The sequence below is a fragment of the Sphingomonas sp. Leaf407 genome (genome assembly GCF_001425385.1).
GTDB lineage: Bacteria > Pseudomonadota > Alphaproteobacteria > Sphingomonadales > Sphingomonadaceae > Sphingomonas.
Genome location: NZ_LMQO01000004.1, coordinates 27,161 through 45,554, shown reverse-complemented (window position 1 = coordinate 45,554; position 18,394 = coordinate 27,161). Strand labels below are relative to the sequence as shown.

The 18,394-nt window shown below is 66.5% G+C and carries 14 protein-coding genes; 5 read left to right on the top strand and 9 right to left on the bottom strand.

Annotation, left to right across the window (positions count from 1 at the left end; translation table 11 throughout):
* Window positions 1-147 precede the first annotated feature (147 nt).
* Window positions 148-2,631: a TonB-dependent siderophore receptor gene (locus ASG37_RS12590; RefSeq protein WP_055760727.1), complete on the top strand. Its 2,484-nt coding sequence runs from the start codon at window positions 148-150 to the stop codon at window positions 2,629-2,631.
* An 18-nt stretch (window positions 2,632-2,649) separates the two neighbouring features.
* On the top strand, window positions 2,650-4,650 hold the full coding sequence (locus tag ASG37_RS12585) for a glycoside hydrolase family 97 protein (RefSeq protein ID WP_055760724.1): 2,001 nt from the start codon (window positions 2,650-2,652) through the stop codon (window positions 4,648-4,650).
* A gap of 254 nt (window positions 4,651-4,904) precedes the next feature.
* Here ASG37_RS12585 and ASG37_RS12580 read toward each other — a convergent pair whose 3' ends face one another.
* Both ASG37_RS12580 and ASG37_RS12575 read right to left on the bottom strand, forming a co-directional pair.
* Entirely contained in the window at window positions 4,905-5,747 is an 843-nt protein-coding gene (locus ASG37_RS12580) for an SUMF1/EgtB/PvdO family nonheme iron enzyme (protein WP_082448435.1), read from the bottom strand.
* Complete coding sequence (locus ASG37_RS12575) at window positions 5,744-7,531, bottom strand: arylsulfatase (RefSeq protein WP_082448432.1); 1,788 nt, start codon at window positions 7,529-7,531, stop codon at window positions 5,744-5,746. The genes ASG37_RS12580 and ASG37_RS12575 overlap by 4 nt, the downstream gene beginning before the upstream one ends.
* A 175-nt stretch (window positions 7,532-7,706) precedes the next feature.
* On the opposite strand from ASG37_RS12575, the gene ASG37_RS12570 reads away from it, so the two are divergent.
* A complete protein-coding gene (locus ASG37_RS12570) occupies window positions 7,707-10,094 on the top strand; it encodes a TonB-dependent receptor (RefSeq protein ID WP_055760719.1) in 2,388 nt (795 codons plus the stop codon).
* 62 nt (window positions 10,095-10,156) lie between these two features.
* Here ASG37_RS12570 and ASG37_RS12565 read toward each other — a convergent pair whose 3' ends face one another.
* The 7 genes from ASG37_RS12565 to ASG37_RS12535 all read right to left on the bottom strand — a co-directional run bounded on the left by ASG37_RS12565 (window position 10,157) and on the right by ASG37_RS12535 (window position 14,967).
* Entirely contained in the window at window positions 10,157-10,762 is a 606-nt protein-coding gene (locus tag ASG37_RS12565) for a response regulator transcription factor (RefSeq protein WP_055760716.1), read from the bottom strand.
* Window positions 10,759-11,829 (bottom strand): sensor histidine kinase, encoded by a 1,071-nt coding sequence (locus ASG37_RS12560; protein WP_200909804.1) that lies wholly within the window; start codon window positions 11,827-11,829, stop codon window positions 10,759-10,761. The genes ASG37_RS12565 and ASG37_RS12560 overlap by 4 nt, the downstream gene beginning before the upstream one ends.
* Window positions 11,830-11,861: 32 nt before the next feature.
* Window positions 11,862-12,614 (bottom strand): ABC transporter permease, encoded by a 753-nt coding sequence (locus tag ASG37_RS12555; RefSeq protein WP_055760713.1) that lies wholly within the window; start codon window positions 12,612-12,614, stop codon window positions 11,862-11,864.
* Window positions 12,611-13,519 carry an ABC transporter ATP-binding protein gene (locus ASG37_RS12550; protein ID WP_082448430.1) on the bottom strand — a complete coding sequence of 303 codons (909 nt, stop codon included), beginning with the start codon at window positions 13,517-13,519 and terminating at the stop codon, window positions 12,611-12,613. The genes ASG37_RS12555 and ASG37_RS12550 overlap by 4 nt, the downstream gene beginning before the upstream one ends.
* 322 nt (window positions 13,520-13,841) lie before the next feature.
* On the bottom strand, window positions 13,842-14,210 hold the full coding sequence (locus ASG37_RS12545; protein ID WP_156349192.1) for a hypothetical protein: 369 nt from the start codon (window positions 14,208-14,210) through the stop codon (window positions 13,842-13,844).
* Window positions 14,211-14,257: 47 nt separating this feature from the next.
* Window positions 14,258-14,722, bottom strand: a complete 465-nt coding sequence (locus ASG37_RS12540; RefSeq protein WP_156349191.1) for a hypothetical protein — start codon at window positions 14,720-14,722, stop codon at window positions 14,258-14,260.
* Window positions 14,723-14,733: 11 nt separating this feature from the next.
* Window positions 14,734-14,967: a hypothetical protein gene (locus ASG37_RS12535; protein ID WP_055760702.1), complete on the bottom strand. Its 234-nt coding sequence runs from the start codon at window positions 14,965-14,967 to the stop codon at window positions 14,734-14,736.
* Between the two features lie 76 nt (window positions 14,968-15,043).
* Between ASG37_RS12535 and ASG37_RS12530 the strand changes: the two genes are divergently transcribed.
* Both ASG37_RS12530 and ASG37_RS12525 read left to right on the top strand, forming a co-directional pair.
* Window positions 15,044-17,338 (top strand): TonB-dependent hemoglobin/transferrin/lactoferrin family receptor, encoded by a 2,295-nt coding sequence (locus ASG37_RS12530; protein WP_055760699.1) that lies wholly within the window; start codon window positions 15,044-15,046, stop codon window positions 17,336-17,338.
* A gap of 11 nt (window positions 17,339-17,349) precedes the next feature.
* Window positions 17,350-18,330 (top strand): DUF6607 family protein, encoded by a 981-nt coding sequence (locus ASG37_RS12525; RefSeq protein WP_055760696.1) that lies wholly within the window; start codon window positions 17,350-17,352, stop codon window positions 18,328-18,330.
* Window positions 18,331-18,394 lie beyond the last annotated feature (64 nt).

Genomic DNA, 18,394 nt, shown 5'->3' with positions numbered 1-18,394 from the left:
TTGATATAATTCAGATTATCGATCGGAATCCTCGTCGTTCCATGTAAATTGCAATCGTTTGCAGTTTATATTTGCATTGCTTTGCGCAAGCTCGCATCTGTTGCCCATCAAACGACCGCGCAGGCGCGGCGTCCATGGAGGGGATATATGATGCGTGCCTATCGCCTTGTGCTGCTCGGTTCGATTGCCGCGACGTTGCCGTTGGCTCCGGCAGCGGCGCAGACCGTGCCCGCCGAACCGGCCACCGCCGAACAGGAAGCGCCCGCCGCCGAGGGCGGCGACCTCGGCCTCGACGAGATCATCGTCACTGGCACCCGCACCGGCGTGAGCAAGTTCGAAACCTCCTATGCGATCACCACGGTGGATTCGCTGGCCATCGCGCAGAAGGCGCCGCTGGGCATCGCCGACCTGATCGCCTCGACGCCGGGCATCTATGTCGAAAGCTCGGGCGGCGAGGTCGGCAACAACGTCTATTCGCGCGGGCTGCCGGCGGATAATTACCGCTATCTCCCGCTGCTCGAGGACGGCCTGCCGGTGTGGGAAGAGGGGGCGGGCGCCTTCACCAACGCCGACGAGTTCTTCCGTGTCGACGCGACGGTGGACTCGCTCCAGATCGTGCGCGGCGGATCGGCCTCGATCACCGCGTCGAATGCGCCGGGCGGTGTCGTCAACGTCCTGACCAAGCGTCCGACCAGTACGTTGCAAGGGCTGGTCAAGGCCGAGGTCGGCGACTGGGATCATTACCGCGTCGATGCCAATGTGTCGGGCCCGCTGACCGATCGGCTGTCGTTTTCGGTCGGCGGCTTCTACCGCGAGGACAACGGCCTGCGGAACCCGGGCTTCACCGGCAACCAGGGCGGGCAGCTTCGCATTGGGCTGAACTACGACTTCGCCGACAGCGGGTCGCTGTTCGTCAGCTATCGCAAGCTCGACGACAAGAACATCTTCTACACCGCCATCCCGCTCGCCAGTGCCGACAAAGGACTGCCGGGGCTGGATGCGGGCACCGGCACGCTGGTCAACACCGATTTCGCGCGGATCACCTTGCCCGACGGCAACGGCGTGTTCGGCAAGCGCGTCGATCTGACGCAGGGTATCCATACCGATACCGACACCTTCACCGCTATCCTGAACAAGCCGCTGGGCGACGGGTGGGAGGTCAACAACCGCGCGCGCTATACCAAGGGCTTCGTCGACTTCAACGGCCTGTTCAGCTCGGGTATCGCGACGTCGCAGCAGTTCCTGAGCGACGGCTTCAGCCGCATTCTCGCCGCCCGTCCCGACACCGTGCGAGCAGTGTACCGCGACGCGCGGACCGGGCAGACGGTGGCAGCCTCGGCGCTCGGCAACCAGCTCGCGCTGACGCAAAGCATCTTCAACACGGTCGTCGATGTCGAGAATGTCGTCAACGACCTGAGCGTGACCAAGAAGCTCGACACCGGCATTGGCCGCCACACGCTGACCGGCGGCTATTACTTCAGCCATTTCGAACAGACGCAGAACTGGAACTGGAACGACATTGTCGTGGAGGCGATCAACCGGCCACGCTATTTCGACATCGTCGGGCTGAACGCCGCGGGGCAGCAGACGGTGGCGCTGACGCAGGGCGGGTTGCTTAACCTGCACAGCAATCTGCAACGCTTCGACGACGACGTCACGATCAACGCCTTCTACCTGACCGATGCGTGGCAGGTGACGCCGAAGCTACGCATCGATCTCGGCGCGCGCTATCACCATGTCGCCAAGGAAGGAACGATCGCGCAGACGGCGCGCCGCAACCTGGGCGACACATCGACGCTGGCCGACGACAATGTGCTGGTGTTCACCGGCGGGACCACCCCCTATCGCTTCAAGACCGGACAATGGGCGTTCTCGGTCGGCGGCAATTATGAATTCAGCCCGCGCGTCGCCGCCTTCGCGCGCTACAGCCGCAGCTTCCGCGTGACCCCCGAATTCGTTCAGTGGTTCGGTGGCATTCCGGTCGAAAACCGCATCGATCTGGTCGAAGGCGGCTTCAAATATTCGACGCGGCCCTTCTCGGCGTTCGTCACGCTGTTCTACAACAAATTCCCCAACGTCGCCTTCCAGACGATCGTCGCCGGTCCCAACGGGCAGGCGCAGACTGTCAACCAGAATGCGGCGGCGGAATCGAAGGGGGTCGAGGTGGAGCTGTCGCTGCGCCCGGTCGACTTCTTCGACATTTCGGCAAGCGGCAACTACCAGAAGATCAACTATACCAGCTTTGCCGGACAGGGCGCGACCGGCGCGTTCGACTTCAGCGGCAACCAGATCGTGCGACAGCCGCAGGTGCAGTTCTCGGTCCGCCCGACGCTGCGCCTGCCGGGCGACCGGGTGAGCGTGTTCGGCGAGGCGGCCTATACCGGCAAACGCTATGTCGATGTCGCCAACACCATCGTGTTGCCGAGCTATACCGAGGTCCGCGCCGGCGCGAACTGGAAGATCAGCGATGCGTTGCAGGCGCAGGTGGTGGCGACCAACCTGTTCAACGAAGTCGGGCTGACCGAGGGCAATCCGCGTGCCGGATCGATCATCGGGGTACAGGAAACCGCGTTCCAGGGCCGCCCGATCTTCGGCCGCCGCGTCCGTGCCAGCCTGACCTACAGCTTCTGAAACGAAAGGGCGGCGACCATGGTCCGCACGATGATTTCGCTCGCCGCCCTGCTGGTCGCCACCCCGGCACTGGCGCAGGCATGGCAGACGGTGCGCTCCCCCGATGGGCGCATCGCCGTCGACCTGGCGGTCGATCGTGGTGAGGCGGTGTACCGGGCGCGTTATGACGGCAGGCCGATCCTAGATCGGTCGCGCATGGGGTTCCGGTTCCGGGATGCCGGACCGGGCGATGCCGGGCTGGTGCTGGTCGACAGCCGCCGCACCTCGCAGGACCGTGCATGGACCCAGCCATGGGGCGAACGGCGTGCGATGCGCGAGCGGTATCAGGGACTGGCGGCGACGGTGGCGGCTGCGGACGGGCGGCAACTCGGTGTCGAGATCCGGGTGTTCGACGATGGTTTCGGTTTTCGCTATACCTTGCCGGGCACCCGCGATCAGGCGCTGGTCGTCAGCGACGAGCGCACCGAGTTCCACTTCGCCCGGAATTACCGGGCATGGTCGATCCCCGCCTATCGCGAGAAGTTCAGCGAATATGAGTACAGCCGCTCGGCGCTGTCCGCGATCCAGACAGCGCAAACGCCGCTGACGCTGGAGGGCGATGGCGTCGCGATGGCGGTGCATGAAGCGGCGCTGGTCGACTTCCCCTCGATGAACCTGCGGATGCCCGAGGAAAACAGCCGCACGTTGAAGGCCGACCTGTCGCCATGGTCGAACGGCGATCTGGCGCGCACGCATGGCGGGGCGGTGACGCCGTGGCGGGTGGTGATGGTGGCCCCCGACGCGGCGCGACTGGCGGACTCGACGATCGTCCTGAACCTCAACGAGCCCAACCGGATCGGCGACGTGTCGTGGGTGCGGCCCGAAAAATACATCGGCATCTTCTGGGCGATGCACACCGGGCTGCTGACGTGGGAGCCGGGGCCGAAGCTCGGTGCCAAGACCGGGCGGGCAAAGGCCTATATCGACTGGGCGGCGGCGCATGGCATCAAGGGGGTGCTGGTCGAGGGCTGGAACGTCGGGTGGGACGTGCCGGAATGGTGGAAGAACGGCCGGTCAAAATTCACCTTCGATCAGGCGCAGCCCGCCTTCGATATGGCGGCGGTCTCGGCCTATGCGAAGGTGAAGGGCGTCGACCTGATCGGCCATCACGAAACCGGCGGGCAGGTGCGCGATTATCTGCGCCAGCTCGAACCGGCACTCGATTATTATGATCGCCATGGCGTGCGCTCGATCAAGCTGGGATATGTCGGGACCCGGCACGACGAAACCGAATGGCCCGACGGGCAATATGCGGTCGAAAATCTGCAAAAGGTGGTCGAGGCGGCGGCACGGCACCGCATCGCGGTGTTCCCGCACGAACCGGTCAAGGATACCGGGCTGCGCCGCACCTGGCCCAATCTGATGAGCCGCGAGGGCGCGCGCGGACAGGAATATAACGGCGGCAGTCCCGATGGCGGCAATGCGCCCGATCACACCACCATCCTGCCGTTCACCCGGCTGTTGTCGGGTCCGCTCGACTATACGCCGGGGGTCTTCGCCTTCGATTACCGCGCGACGCGGCCCGACAACCGCGTTCCCTCGACGCTGGCCAACCAGCTCGCCCTCTATGTCGTGCTCTACAGCCCGGTGCAGATGGCGGTCGACCTGCCCGAACATTACGACCGCAACCTGCCGGCGTTCCAGTTCATTCGCGACGTGCCGACCGACTGGGAAACGAGCCGCACGCTGCAAGGAAAGATCGGCGAATATGCCGTCGTCGCACGGCAGGACCGGGCCGGGCCCGATTGGTATCTGGGCGCGATCACCAACGACGATGCGCGTACGGTGGCCGTGCCGCTCGACTTCCTCGAAGCGGGTCGCCGATACGAGGCGACGATCTACGCCGATGGTCCGGGTGCCGACTGGCGCAGCGCGCCCGAGCGTGTGGCAGTCACGCGGCGGATCGTGACATCGACCGATCAACTGTCGATCCTGCTGGCGGCGGGTGGCGGGCAGGCAATCCGGTTCCGACGGTTATAGGAAAAGGCGGTCGGATCCTCTGGTTTGTCGACGAATTCCTCGTCCATGACCGGGGAGGGTGGGATCCAATCCCGGTTCAGCACCTACCCCATGGCATTTCACGCAACCTTTGGTCGCCCAGCACCTGCAACCTTGCTGCAGCCACAGACGGCCAGTAGCGGTCGATCAAGATTACCTTCCGGAGCATTGAAGTCGACGTGGGCTGCCTCCAATATCCAGTGACGCCTTGCGTGTCCGCAAGTGGGTCCAGGAGATCATCGCAGGCGATAAGCGACGCGGAACCCGATGTGTGAGGTCGGAAAATCCTGCTCCTGCGCTTGAAACGCGGCGGGGCGGAAGTTCGCGCAGTAGTTGGTCGCGCACAGGAAGCTGCCGCCTTTGACCAGCCCGACCGGACTGTCTCCCGCGACCCATTCCCATACATTGCCGACCATGTCGTACAGCCCGAAGCTATTGGCGGGAAAGCGTGCGACGGGGGCGATGCCGGCATAGCCATCGGCGGCGGTGTCGATCATTGGGAAGACGCCTTCCCATACATTCGCCTGGGCCTTGCCATGGTCGAACGCCCACGCCATCGCGTCGCGGGCGGTCGTCTGGCGACCGCGGGCGGCGCGCTCCCATTGCTCGACGCCCGGCAGAAACCCTCCGGCCCATGCGGCATAGGCGGCGGCATCGGCACGGTCGACATGGACGACGGGTGCCTGCCAGTTGTCGTGGAGGGAACTACCCGGTCCCTGCGGATGGCGCCAGTCCGCCCCCTTCACGAACCGCCACCATCGCGTGGCATCATCGAGCGGCACCGGTTCGGTCGGCGCGACGAAGATCGCCGATGCACCATCGCGTTCGGCGCGGGTGCGGTAGCCGGTGGCGGCGGCGAAGGCGGCGAACTGGCGGTTGGTCACCTCATGCGCGTCGATGCGGAAGCCGGTGACGGGAATTTCCTTGCCGGGCCGGCCCGCGCCGTCCTCGCCGAACAACACCGTACCGGCGGGGATCGTGACGCAACGGTCGGTGGCGTCGCAGCGGGGGGCGGGGCGGTGCGCGCCGGTTGAGACAAGCCCGGCTACAGCGAGGAGCAGCGCGGTCGTCCGCCTCATGGCCTGGCACCGCCGGCGGTCGACGCTGCTGCGACGGGAACCGGCACGACACCCTTGTCACTGGCATAGGCGTCATAGGCAGCGACCAGTTCGGCGAGCCGCGCGGGTTCAGCCGCGGCGAGGTCGCGGGTTTCGCCCGGGTCGCGGGCGATGTCGAACAATTGCCAGCGGCCGGTGCTGACGCCCTTGCGGGTATAGCGGTTGGTCCCGGCGGGAAGGTAGACCGCCTTCCAGTCGCCTTTGCGCAGGGCGCGACGGTAGAAAAGTTCGTAGCCCACGGCTTCGTCTGCGGTGCGGATCGCAGGCGCGGTAGCGGTGAGGACGGGGCGCAGGCTATGCCCCTGATGCGCGATGATCGGGCGGCCGGCATAGGTCTTGGGCTGGGTCAGCCCGGCATAATCGAGCAGGGTCGGCGCAATGTCGCGCACATCGAGATTGGCGGTGGCGATGCGTCCGCCGCCGGCCACGCCCTTGCCGGCCGCAAAAGCGCTGACGCGGATGCCGCCCTCGGTCGGATAGCCTTTCACCAGCCACGACGGGGTTGAATTGGCCTGCGCCCAGCCCGGACCATAGCCGACATAGCTGGTCGCTTTCCCGATATTCGCCAGACTGTTGTCGATGCCGAGCGACGGGTCGGCGGGCGCCGGCGCGTCGGGATCGATCGGCGGGGCCTTCGGATCGGCGATCCTGAAGCGGGGGGAGGGATGTTCGATCACATTGCCCTCCGGCCCGTTGTCGGAAAGGAACAGGATGATCGTGTCGTCATAGCGACCCTGCGCCTTCAGCGCGGCGATGACCCGCCCGACATTCTCGTCGAGCCGGTCGACCATCGCCGCATAGACCTCCATCTTGCGCGCCTCGATCGCGCGTTCTTCCGCCGATAGCGATGTCCATGGGCGGACCTGTGCGGTGGCGTGGGCGACGGCGTCGGCGGGGACGAGGCCCAGGTGTTTCTGCCGCGCAAGCCGGGCGTCGCGCAGTGCTTCGTAGCCCGCGTCGTAGCGTCCCTTGTACTTGGCGATCGTATCGGCAGGCGCCTGGAGCGGCCAGTGCGGGGCGCTGAAGGGGAGATAAGCGAAGAACGGACGGTCGTCGCCCGCACGCTTGGCCTGATCGAGATAGCCGATCAGCCGGTCGGCAAAATAATCGGTCGAATAGCGGCCGGCGGGGAGGGCGGCGAGCTTGCCGTCGTCACGGTAGCTGGGATCGAGCCCGGCCTTCTGCCACGCGGCATTCTGATCCGCGCCGAAGTGGTTCGACAGGCCCTGTAGCAGCGCGAAACTGTGTTCGAAGCCGCGCGCGGCCGGTTCGCGGTCGGGTGTGAGGCCGAGATGCCATTTCCCCGTCATCAGCGTGGCATAGCCACCGGCGCGCAGCAGTTCGGCAATCGAGGCAACGCGGTCGTTGAGATACCCCTCGTAGCCCGGATGGCCGCGGGTGGCGTCGCTCAGCAATTCGGCCATGGTGCCGAGGCCCGCCTGGTGATTGTCGACGCCGCTCATCAGCATCGAGCGCGTCGGAGAGCAGGTGGGGGCGGTGTGGAAGCCGGTGAAGCGCACGCCCGAGAGCGCCAGCGCATCGAGGTTCGGCGTCGCGATCTCGCCGCCGAACGCACCAATATCGGACCAGCCAAGATCGTCGGCGACAATGACCAGAAAATTGGGGGCGTTCTTGGGAGCAACCGCCTGCGTGGGCGGGACCGGCGGGGTTTCGGGGGCGGCGGTGGCGGGGAGCGCGAACAGCAGCGCCGGGAAAGCAGCGGCGATCAGGGGCTTGGCCGGCATGGGTTCTCCAGAGGTGGCGAAGGTTACTCACACGGCATAGCCAAGATGCAGAACCCAACAATAAAGAATATCTATTAATTCAATGGGAATTAGTGCGTTCGTTTCGATGGCGTCCCTAACCTAGCGAGGCGAGGTCCGGCGGGTGCCGCCGCCATTCGTGACCGAAGGACCATTGATGCCGATTTCGCCCGCCCGTGCCTGCCGCCTGTTCTTGCTCGCCGGGGCCACCCTGCTCGCCATGCCCGCCTTTGCCGCCGATCCGGTGCCGACGGCCGACGAAGTTGACACCGAGACCCCCAAGGAAGCGGCAACCGGCGAGGACATCGTTGTCACCGCGCGCCGCCGCGCCGAACGCAGCCAGGACGTGCCGATCGCGATCAATGCGCTCGGCGCGGCACAGATCGAAGCCACGCGGACCTACAACCTGCGCGACCTGCAACAACTGACGCCCAGCCTGGTCGTCACCAACACCAACCCGCGCAACACCAGCATCAACATCCGTGGCCTCGGCAACAACGTCGCGGTCTATAACGACGGGCTGGAGCCGGCGGTCGGCGTGTATGTCGACGGCGTCTATCTGGCGCGGCCGGGACAGAGCGTCTTCGACCTTGCCGATCTCGAACGGATCGAGGTGCTGCGTGGGCCGCAAGGGACGCTGTTCGGCAAGAATACCTCGGCCGGCGCGGTGGTCGTCACGACCAAGGCTCCGACGTTCGAACCGGAAGCCGGCGGCGACGTGTCGCTCGGCAATGTCGGTTTCCGCCAACTCCACGCCTATCTTTCGGGGCCGATCACCGACAGCCTCGCCGCGCGGCTGTTCGTGTCGAAGACTGATCGCGACGGCTTTACCCGCAACCGGTTCGACGGGCGGTTGGGACAGGATTTTCATGACCTGAACTTGCGCGGGCAGTTGCTGTACAAGCCGACCGATGCGCTGACGCTGCGGCTGATCGGCGATTGGGGGCGGCAGCATTCGTTCACCGCCGGCGGCATCCTGCTGGGTGCGGTCCGCAGCTATGACAACGGCACCAACTTCGCGAACAATTATTACGACCGCGCGGCGCGATCGGGCTACATCCCGGTCCCGGCCGATCCCGGGCTGCGCACCACCGATGTCGATGCCAACCCGCGCTATGCGATGAACCAGCACGGCATCAACCTGACCGCCGATCTCGATCTCGGCGCGGCGACGCTGACCTCGGTCACCGCCTATCGCGCGTGGAACTGGTATCCGCATAATGACGGCGACGGCACCAGCATCGATGCCGGTGCGGATTTCCACCAGAGCAACGAACAGCGGCAGCTCAGCCAGGAACTGCGCATCGCATCGAACGGGGACCGCACGGTCGATTATGTTGCCGGTCTCTACTATCTTTACCAGTCGATCCGCGCCGAGGCGGTGAACCGCTACGGCACCCGCGCCGCCGACTGGTTCCTGCCGCCGACGACCAATGCCGCGGTCGGCGCAGCCGCGCTGAACGAGTACAACGTCGTCAGCCAGTCGCGCCCGGTCACCGACAGCTATGCCGCCTTCGCGCAGACGATTTGGCATATCGCGCCCGGCATCGATCTGACCACCGGCCTGCGCTATACCTATGAGACCAAGACCGGCTATTTCGATCAGGTTGCGACCGGGCGGTCGCTGGCGGCGCTGGGTGCGGCACAGCAGACGACGGCGCAGACGATCCGCTCGCGCTACGGCATCGCCAATCGCTACGAAGCCGAGACCAAGGCCGGGCGGCTGTCGGGACAGGCAACGCTGTCGTGGAAGGTCGCCGAACCGGTATTGGGCTATGTCACCTATGCGCGCGGCAACAAGTTCGGCGGGCTGAACCTCGCCAACATCACCACCACCGGGCAGTTCGCGGCCAATCCGGTGATCGCGCCCGAGACGATCGACAGCTACGAAGCAGGCATCAAGACGACGTGGTTCGGCGGGCGGCTGACCGCCAATGCCGCCGCGTTCTGGACCGATGTGCGCGATTACCAGACGACGATCATCGACATCGAACGCAACGGCGTCAGCTTCTTCACCAATGCGGCGAAGGTTCGCACACGCGGGTTCGAAGCCGATGTGCGCGCGACCCCGACGCGGTGGCTGACACTCTATGGGTCGGGAACCTATGACGATGCGCGCTATATCTCCTATGCCAATGCGCCCTGCCCGATCGAGATCACCGGCCGGACGCTGTGCGACCTGTCGGGGCAACGATTGCCGGGCGTATCGGAATGGGCGGCATCGGCGGGCGGCGAGGTCCGCGCGCCGATCGCGAACATGGCCGGGCGGAGTGGCGAGGTCTATTTTGGAAGCGATTACAGCTATCGATCAAGCACCAACACAACCGCCAGCCTCAGCCGCTATTCGGTGATTCCGGCTTATGACCTGCTGAACTTGCGCTTCGGGTTCCGGACCGAGGACGGGTTGTTCGACATCCAGCTCTGGGGTCGGAACGTAACCGACGAGACCTATTTTCTCTCGCGCGCCGCCGCCAATACCGGGGCGATCACGGGCACGCTGGGTGATCCGCGAACTTATGGACTTACATTGCGCACGCGGCTGTAACCGAAACGCACGCCGACGCGATCCTGAACGAATGACCGGTAGTCGGAACGTCCACAATCGGGTCAAAGCCATCCATTGGAGCGAGCGATGCGGCCCGCTTCGATGCGGTTGGCAGCACCGAGTTTGGCGGCAGCTTCGGAGAGGTAGTTGCGCACCGTGCCCGGCGACAGCGACAGGCGCAGGCCGATCTCGCGGTTGGGCAGGCCTTCCTCGGCAAGTCGGAGCGCGTCGCGTTCGCGGTCGGTGAGCGGGTCGGGGCCTGCCTCCCACGCTTCGGCGGCAAGGTCGGCGGCGATCGCCCGGCCGCCGCCATGGACGGTGCGGATCGCGGTGGCGAGGCGTTCGACCGGCGTGTCCTTCAGCAGATAGCCGCGCACCCCCGCCGCCCGCGCGCGGGCAAGATAGCCGGGCCGGGCAAAGGTCGTGACGATGACGACGCGGGTGGCGAGGCTTTCGGCCGACATCTGCGCGGCGACGTCGATGCCGCTGCGCCCCGGCATCTCGATATCGGTCAGCAGGATGTCGGGTGCCAGGTCGCGGACCAGCGCCAGCGCGGTATCGCCGTCCAGCGCGCGGCCGACGATCGTCATGTCGCCTTCGAACGCCAGCAGCGACGCGATAGCCCCCAGCACCAGCGCCTGATCCTCGGCGATGACGATCCGGATCATGCCGCCCCCACCGGAACCCGGGCGGCGACGCACGTGCCCGGTCCGACCCAGGCGACCTCCAGCGTACCCCCGGCGGCGGCAAGACGCTGGCGCATCCCCGTCAGGCCATGTCCCTCGCGGAACGCACCGCCGCGGCCGTCATCGACGATCCGGATGCCGGCAATGGTGTCGTCGGTGGTCAGGTCAATGCGGCACGCACCCGCCCCGGCATGGCGGATGACGTTCGTCACCGCCTCGCGCACCGTCATGGCCAGCACCGCGCCGGCGTCGGGTGGAATGGCGTGGGGGTCGCCGGTCACGGTCGCAACGATCCCGGCGGCCTTCAGCGCGTCGCGCGACAGGTCGAGCTCATGGCCGAGGCTGCCCCCGGCGGTCCCCGACAGCGCGGCGCGAACATCGGACAGGCCGGTGCGGGCAATATCGGCCACCGCCCGCATCTCCGCCTGCGCCGCAGCGACGTCGGGCGTCACCAGCTTCGCCGCCAGGTCGGCGCGCAGCGCGATCAGGGTCAGCGTGCGGCCGATCACATCGTGCAGGTCGCGCGCCATGCGTTCGCGCTCCGCCGTGCCCGCCAGACGGCGCACCTCCTCCTGCGAGGCGAGCAGCGCCTGCGTCCGTTTGTAGAACGCCTCGCGCGAAAAGGTGCCGAACCCGGTCATCATCGACAACAGCACGCCCGGCAACCACCACAGGGTCATCTGCCCCAGTGCGATACCGACGCCGCTGGTCACGATCGCGATGGTCAGGATCGCGACGATCGCGCGGCGCGGCGGTTGCAGATAGCCGACCATCGCCGCCGCATAGATCGGGAACACCGTCCAGCTCCCGCCGAACGGGGCGAGGACGAGGCCGATCGCCACGATGATCGCGGCGGCGATCGTCCGCGCCCGCTGGCCGGCGCTGTAGCCCAGCAGATAGACCGGCAGGAACAGCCCGATGCCGGCGATCGACAAGATCAGCCCGGTATTGCCCGGCGGCTTCCAGAACCACGGCATGGCGTAGAAGGGCAGATAGGCGAGCCACGGCAACGGCCCCTCGATCCAGCTTCTGCGCGACGTAACCACCATCGACCGACCGTCGCGTGGCGAAGGGGGCGGCGTCAAGCCGGGTTCCGCCGCCAACCGGTCCATGCCCAGAGCGCGGCGGCGATCGTCATCGCCACGGCAATCGCGGCGTGCAGCACCGGGCTGCCGATCGTGTCGGCCCCGACGATGCCGCGCGCCAACTGGCCGAGGTGGTAGGAGGGCGCGGCCTCGCCGATCGCGCGCATCCAGCCCGGCAGCATCGTCGATGGGATCCACAGCCCGCCGACCACCGCCGATCCGAGGAACAGCGCGTTGGCGATGGCGACGGCACCCTTGCCGCTCATCCGCATCCCGATGCCAAGGCCGATCAACCCGAACGGCAGGGTGGAGGCGAAGTGCAGCAGCGCCAGCGCCAGCCACTGCCCCGGCGACAGCCGCACGCCCGCAACGATCGCCGCGCAATAGATCAGCGCGACGGCGGCGCCGACCGCCGCGACCGCCGCGACCAGCTTGGCGACGACGAACGCCCCGGCGGGCAGCGGCGACACCCGTTTCAGCTCGATCAGCCCCTGTTCGCGCTCCATCGCGACGCCCGCGCCGAACCCGAACAGCGCCGGGCCGATCGCCGCGAACACGCCGTACCCCGCAAGGCTGGCGGCGGCGGCGGCCGGGGAAGGCGCCGCACCGATCGCGAGCGTGAACAGGGCATAGAAGGCCGCCGGCGTCAGGATGGTCGGCAACAGGAATTGCGGCAACCGCCACGATCGCTTGAGTTCGGCGACGGCTTCGCGGCGCCAGATGCCGGCGGGAAGGGTGGCGGCGGTCATGCGGCGTTCCTCGGGTTCGAAGCGAGCAGGGTGGCGATGGCATCTTCGAGCGCTGCATCGGCGATGCGCAATTGCGACAGGGCGGAATCGGCGGCGCACAGCGCGCGCACCGTCGCCACCGCATCGGCGGTAACGATATGCCGGTCGCCGCCGTCGTCGCGCGCCTCGCGGACGCCGGGCAGTGCCTGCAACAGCGCGGGCGACAATGTGGTGCGACAACGGATCACCGATCCCCCGGCACGGGCGCGCAGATTCGCCGGGCTGTCGTCGGCGACGATCCGGCCATGGTCCATCACCAGCACGCGATCGGCCAGCGCGTCGGCCTCTTCCAGATCATGGCTGGTCAGCAGGACGGCGGCCCCGTCGGCGGCGGCGCTGCGTACCGTCATCCATAGCGCCTGCCGCGACGCCCGGTCCATCGCCGCGGTCGGTTCGTCGAGGACCAGCAACGCCGGACGCCCGCAGATCGCCAGCGCATATTGCACGCGCCGCGCCTGCCCGCCCGACAGGGCACCGCACCGCCGCTGCGCCAGATCAGCCAGCCCGGCGATCGCCAGCGTCTCGGCGACCGGACGGGCATCGGCGTAATAGCCCGATTGCAGCGTCACCACCTCGGCCACGCTCAGCACGTCGGGCAGGCCGGATGCCTGCAACATCACCCCCATCCGCATCCGTGCCGCCGGGCGGGCCGGATCGAGCCCGAACAGCCGCACCGTGCCGGCGTCGGGTTGCAGCCGGCCGGTCAGCAGGCCGACGGTCGTGGTCTTGCCCGCGCCGTTCGGCCCCAGCAGCGCCGTGACCTCGCCTGCGCGGATGGCCAACGAGAACCGGTCGAGGACGGCGGTGGACCCCAGATGTTTGGACACGTCGGCCAGTGTCGCGATGGCGGAAAGATCGTCATGCACCGTTGCGGCTCCCTGTGGTCATGGCGCCACGATGCGCGTTGCGGCGGCGCGGGTGCAGTGCCGGCTGTCATGCGAATGGGATGACATTTGTCATGGTAGCGCGAAGGATGAACGAATGGCCGAAGCTGACGAGCTGGAATGAGCTATGACCGACTGGATCTGGGTCAATGGCGTTCCATCCCGGGGATTCGACACTTTGTCGCGATCACAATTTGCTATCGTTGGCTAGTTACAACAGATATGTTCGCTATTCGGACAATTTGGCGATGGCGCGCAACTTCACTGCCAGCACCAAATATTGGTTCTGACCGTCTTTCACCAGCTAGTTTGTCGGCAACAGCGCGGCGCCGACTTTGCTGGCGGCACCCGCGAGTTGCATTGCCATTTCGTCACTCACCAGGCTGGTGGCGATCCGAATCAATCGCGGATCCCCCTCCTGTGCCGCACCGAACAGCGTCAGGATGCGCGCCTCGTCGTCGCTGACGTTCGAATAGCGGACGGCAGCAAACCGCATCGTGCCGTAACCATATCGGTCAATGAGGGTCATCGAACACAGGAAGGGCAACAGCGCGGCACCGACGCGGCGGACGGTGAAGCCGCTGCGCAGCATCGCCTGCGGACAGCGTGCGTTGCGGACGGCGAAGACCCATGTCCGGACGGCGGACAGGACGAAAATGTCATCATCGGCCATGTCACGGACGTGCTGATCGAGATAGTCGTATAACGATGCCATCTCCGTCAGGCACCGAAAGGACGGTCGAACGGGCAGGCCGGATCGTCGATCTGCAACGGGTGCGACGGCACCACGAGGATCGCGCCGCACAGCGACCGGACGCTCAGGATGGCCCATGCCAATGCACCGGGCAACCCATGGGGTATCTCGACGGTGCCGGTGCCGGCCATGCGCGGCAGCCGGGCGCCAAGGAGGCGGATGACGGCACGCTCGTCCGGGCTGTAGTCGCACGAACAGCAGCATTCGGTGATGAGGCGTCTTCGCAGCAGCGCCTCGGTAAGCTGGAAGACGCTTGCCAACGCCACGCTGCCGGCCGGGGGCAGGCGAAGGTTCTGACCTAGCGCGACGAGGCTTGCCAGCGTGACACCGCCTCCATCGCGATCGTGGAGGCCACGATAATGTCGCAGCAAACGGACAACGACCTGTTCGCCGTCGGTATCGGGACGCTCGATACGCTCCATGAAAGCCATGTTGGTTCCTCTCACCCCGCTTCGAAGGCGAGCGTCGTCGTGAAACTGGCATAGCCGCCCGCGACGTCCGGCCGGAACGCATCCTCGGTGAAGGATGCTTCCAGCGTGATCTGCGTGCGACTGCCGACGTCGAACCGCGCTGGCAGGACATAGGGGATATGCGCCAACGCAGCGGTTGCCGTCGATGCAAGGGCCAGCGCCAGCGCTGCCGATGCCGCCCTGATGATCCCGATCGAATGCTGCATTCCGGTCCTCTCAATCAAACGCTTGCTAACGCTAGTGACTCGCATTAACGAACCGGAGCGAGAAGGGGAAGCGTTAATGACATCCGCATATCTGCTGCGCGGCGTTGCCGTCGCGGCCCTGAACCTCTGCGTCCTGCCGACGATGGCTCCGGCGCAGACCGTTATCCAACCCGCCATGTCCGGTAGCGATGGCGGAAAGGGCACGTCGGACGACGGCGACATCACCGTGACCGCGACGCGCGGCGAAAAACGGGTGGAAGACGTGCCGCAGACCGTTTCGGTGATAGACGCCGCGACGATCGACGACCGGCTGATCGCCGACATCAAGGATCTCGTCCGCTACGAACCCGGCGTCGCGGTACGCCGTGCGCCGGCCCGCTTCACCGCGGCGGGTGCCTCGACCGGTCGCGATCGCGACAGCGGTTTCAACATCCGCGGGCTGGAAGGGAACCGCGTCCTGATTACCGTCGATGGCGTGCGGGTGCCGGACGCCTTCAGCTTCGGTGCGCAATCGGTCGGTCGCGGCGATTATGTCGATCTCGACCTGCTGAAGTCGGTCGAAATCCTTCGCGGCCCGGCGTCGGCATTGTACGGCAGCGACGGCGTGGCCGGTGCGGTCAGCTTCCTCACCAAGGACCCGCAGGATTTTCTGCATGCCGGTCGTCTGGTCGGCGGCGGCGGCCGGGTCGGTTATGATTCGTCGGACGACAGTTGGACCAAGGGTCTGGTCGTGGCCGGTCGGCAGGGCGATCTTCATGCGATGCTCGCCTATACGCGGCGCGACGGCCACGAACTTGATACCAAGGGCAGCAACGACAGCGCCGATACCGACCGCACCACGCCGAACCCGCAGGATCTCGCCTCGAACGCGCTGCTTGGCCGTCTCGTCTGGAGCCCGAACGATGCGAGCCGGGTACGGCTGACCTATGAACGCTTCGACGCGGTGGTGGATACGAACGTGCTGAGCGCGATCACCAAGGTAACCTCCGCGTCGCCATCGGCCACGGCGGTGCTGGGGTTGCAGGCGCGCGACACCACCGCGCGCAATCGCGGTACGATCGACTATCGCTATGCCGGCGATGGCGTGGTCAACGGGGTGCGCGCCGCGGCCTATTACCAGAAGAGCGATACCGTGCAGACCGGATGGGAGGACCGGGTCGGCACCGACCGCGTCCGCATCAACCGCTTCGACAACGAGGTATATGGCGGCACGCTGCAGTTGGAGAGCCGGGCGACGACCGGCCCGGCCACGCACCTGTTCGCCTATGGTGCCGACTATTCGAAGACGCGCCAGACCGGCGTGCGCGGCGGCACGGTGCCACCGGCCGGCGAAACCTATCCGACCCGTGCCTTTCCCACGACCGATTACGAACTGATCGGGGTGTTCGCGCAGGACGAGATCGCGATCGCCGACGGGTCGTTGACGCTGTTCCCGGCGATCCGGTTCGACCATTACCGGCTCGATCCGCAGAGCGACCCGCTATTCACGACCTTCGTACCCCGTGGGCAGAGCGGATCGCGGGTTACGCCCCGTCTGGGCGCGGTGGCGCGGGTGACCGATGGCGTCCGGCTCTTTGCCAACTATGGCCAGGGTTTCAAACCGCCCGAGCCGAACCAGATCAACAACGGCTTCGCCAACATCGTCGCCAATTACCGTTCGATCCCGAACCCCGATCTGAAGCCCGAGACGAGCGAGAGCGTCGAGGGCGGTATCCGCCTGACCGGTACGCGCTGGTCGCTGGGCGGAACGGCGTTCAGCAGCCGCTTCCGCGACTTCATCGATCAGGTGCAGGTGTCCGGCGCGTTCACCGCCGCCAATCCCGCCGTGTACCAGTTCATCAATCGCGGGCGGGTGACGATCGAGGGGCTGGAGGCCCGGGGCGAGGCCCGCTTGCCGGTCGGCGTGGGCGTGCGGGCCGCCGCGTCCTATGCAAAGGGCAGGATGCGCACCGACGGCGTCGCCGGCACCATGCCGCTCGACAGCGTCGAGCCGGTCAAGGTCGTCGCCGGCCTGTTCTACCAGCCCGACGACGGCCCGTTCCGCGCCGAGTTCGTCGCGACGCATTCCGCCGGCAAGGACCTGTCCGACACCAACAACAGTTGCAACGTCGCCGCGCAGCCGGCGGCGGGCACGCGGCCGGCGGTCCCCGGGACGTCCTGTTTCACGCCGGACGGCTTCTGGGTGTTCGATGCCACGGCGTCGCTGCGCATCCGCGACGCGGCGACGATCCGTGTCGGCATCTTCAACATCACCGACAAACGCTATTTCTGGTGGAGCGACGTGCGCGGGCTGACGTCCACGTCGACCATCCGCGACGCCTTTTCGCAGCCGGGCCGCAATGCCGGCGTCTCCCTGTCCCTCGTCCTGTGAGGTCCGTTTCGATGAACGCTTCGTATGTCCTGTTCGCTGCGGCGGGCTTTGCCTCGCTGATATTGTCGCCCGCGCTGGCGCAGACCGCCGCCCCGGCCCCGATCGCCACGGCGCACTATGGCGATCAGGCGCGCGACCATGCCGCGATCCTGAAGATGGCCGGCACCTTCAAGGTGACGTTCGACATGCGCGAGACGACGCCGCTGGTCGCCGGCTACACGCCATATCCGGCCAAGGTCAGCGGCGGGCACGAAGTGGTGCGCGCGATCGTCGACACGCCCGGCCATGTCGTCCTCCAGCATCTGCTGGTGGTGAGCGACGGCAACGGCAAGACGATGGTCGTCAAGCACTGGCGGCAGGACTGGACATGGCAACCGGCGACGGTGCTGGTCTATGTCGGTCCGGGGCGATGGGCCGTGCGACCGGTGCCGGACAAGGAACGGCGCGGGGCGTGGTCGCAGACCGTGTGGCAGACCGACGATTCACCCCGTTATGGCGGGATCGGCCGCTGGCGGTACGACGATGGCGCCACCCGCTGGACCAGCGACGAAACCCGCCGGCCCCTCGCGCGTCGCGACGCCACGCGCCATCCGCCCTACGACCATTATGTCGGGACCAACCGGCACGTCCTGACCCCGGCAGGCTGGGTCCATGAGCAGGACAATGCCAAGATCGGCACGAAGGACGGCCGGTCGGCGACGTTCGTCCACGAGTATGTGGTGAACACCTACGTCCCTGCCACCGACTTCCCGATCAAGGCCGCCGACGAATATTGGCGCAAGACGAACGACTATTGGGCGTCGGTCCGTGCCGACTGGGATGCGGCGATCCGCCGCCGGTCGGGCCTTGCGCTCGGCGAGGTCGCCGATGTCGGTTCGTCGACAGCGCACGAATTGATGCTGCTGGCCGACGATATTATATCCGGGGAGGCGACATCCGTTGGCGCCAGCGCCGAAGCGGCAGGCTTGATCGAGACGGGGACTCGGCCATAGCTATATCCAGTCCGGCGCAAGCATGAACGAATGGCAAGACCCGGGATGCGCCGCGTTGCGAGAC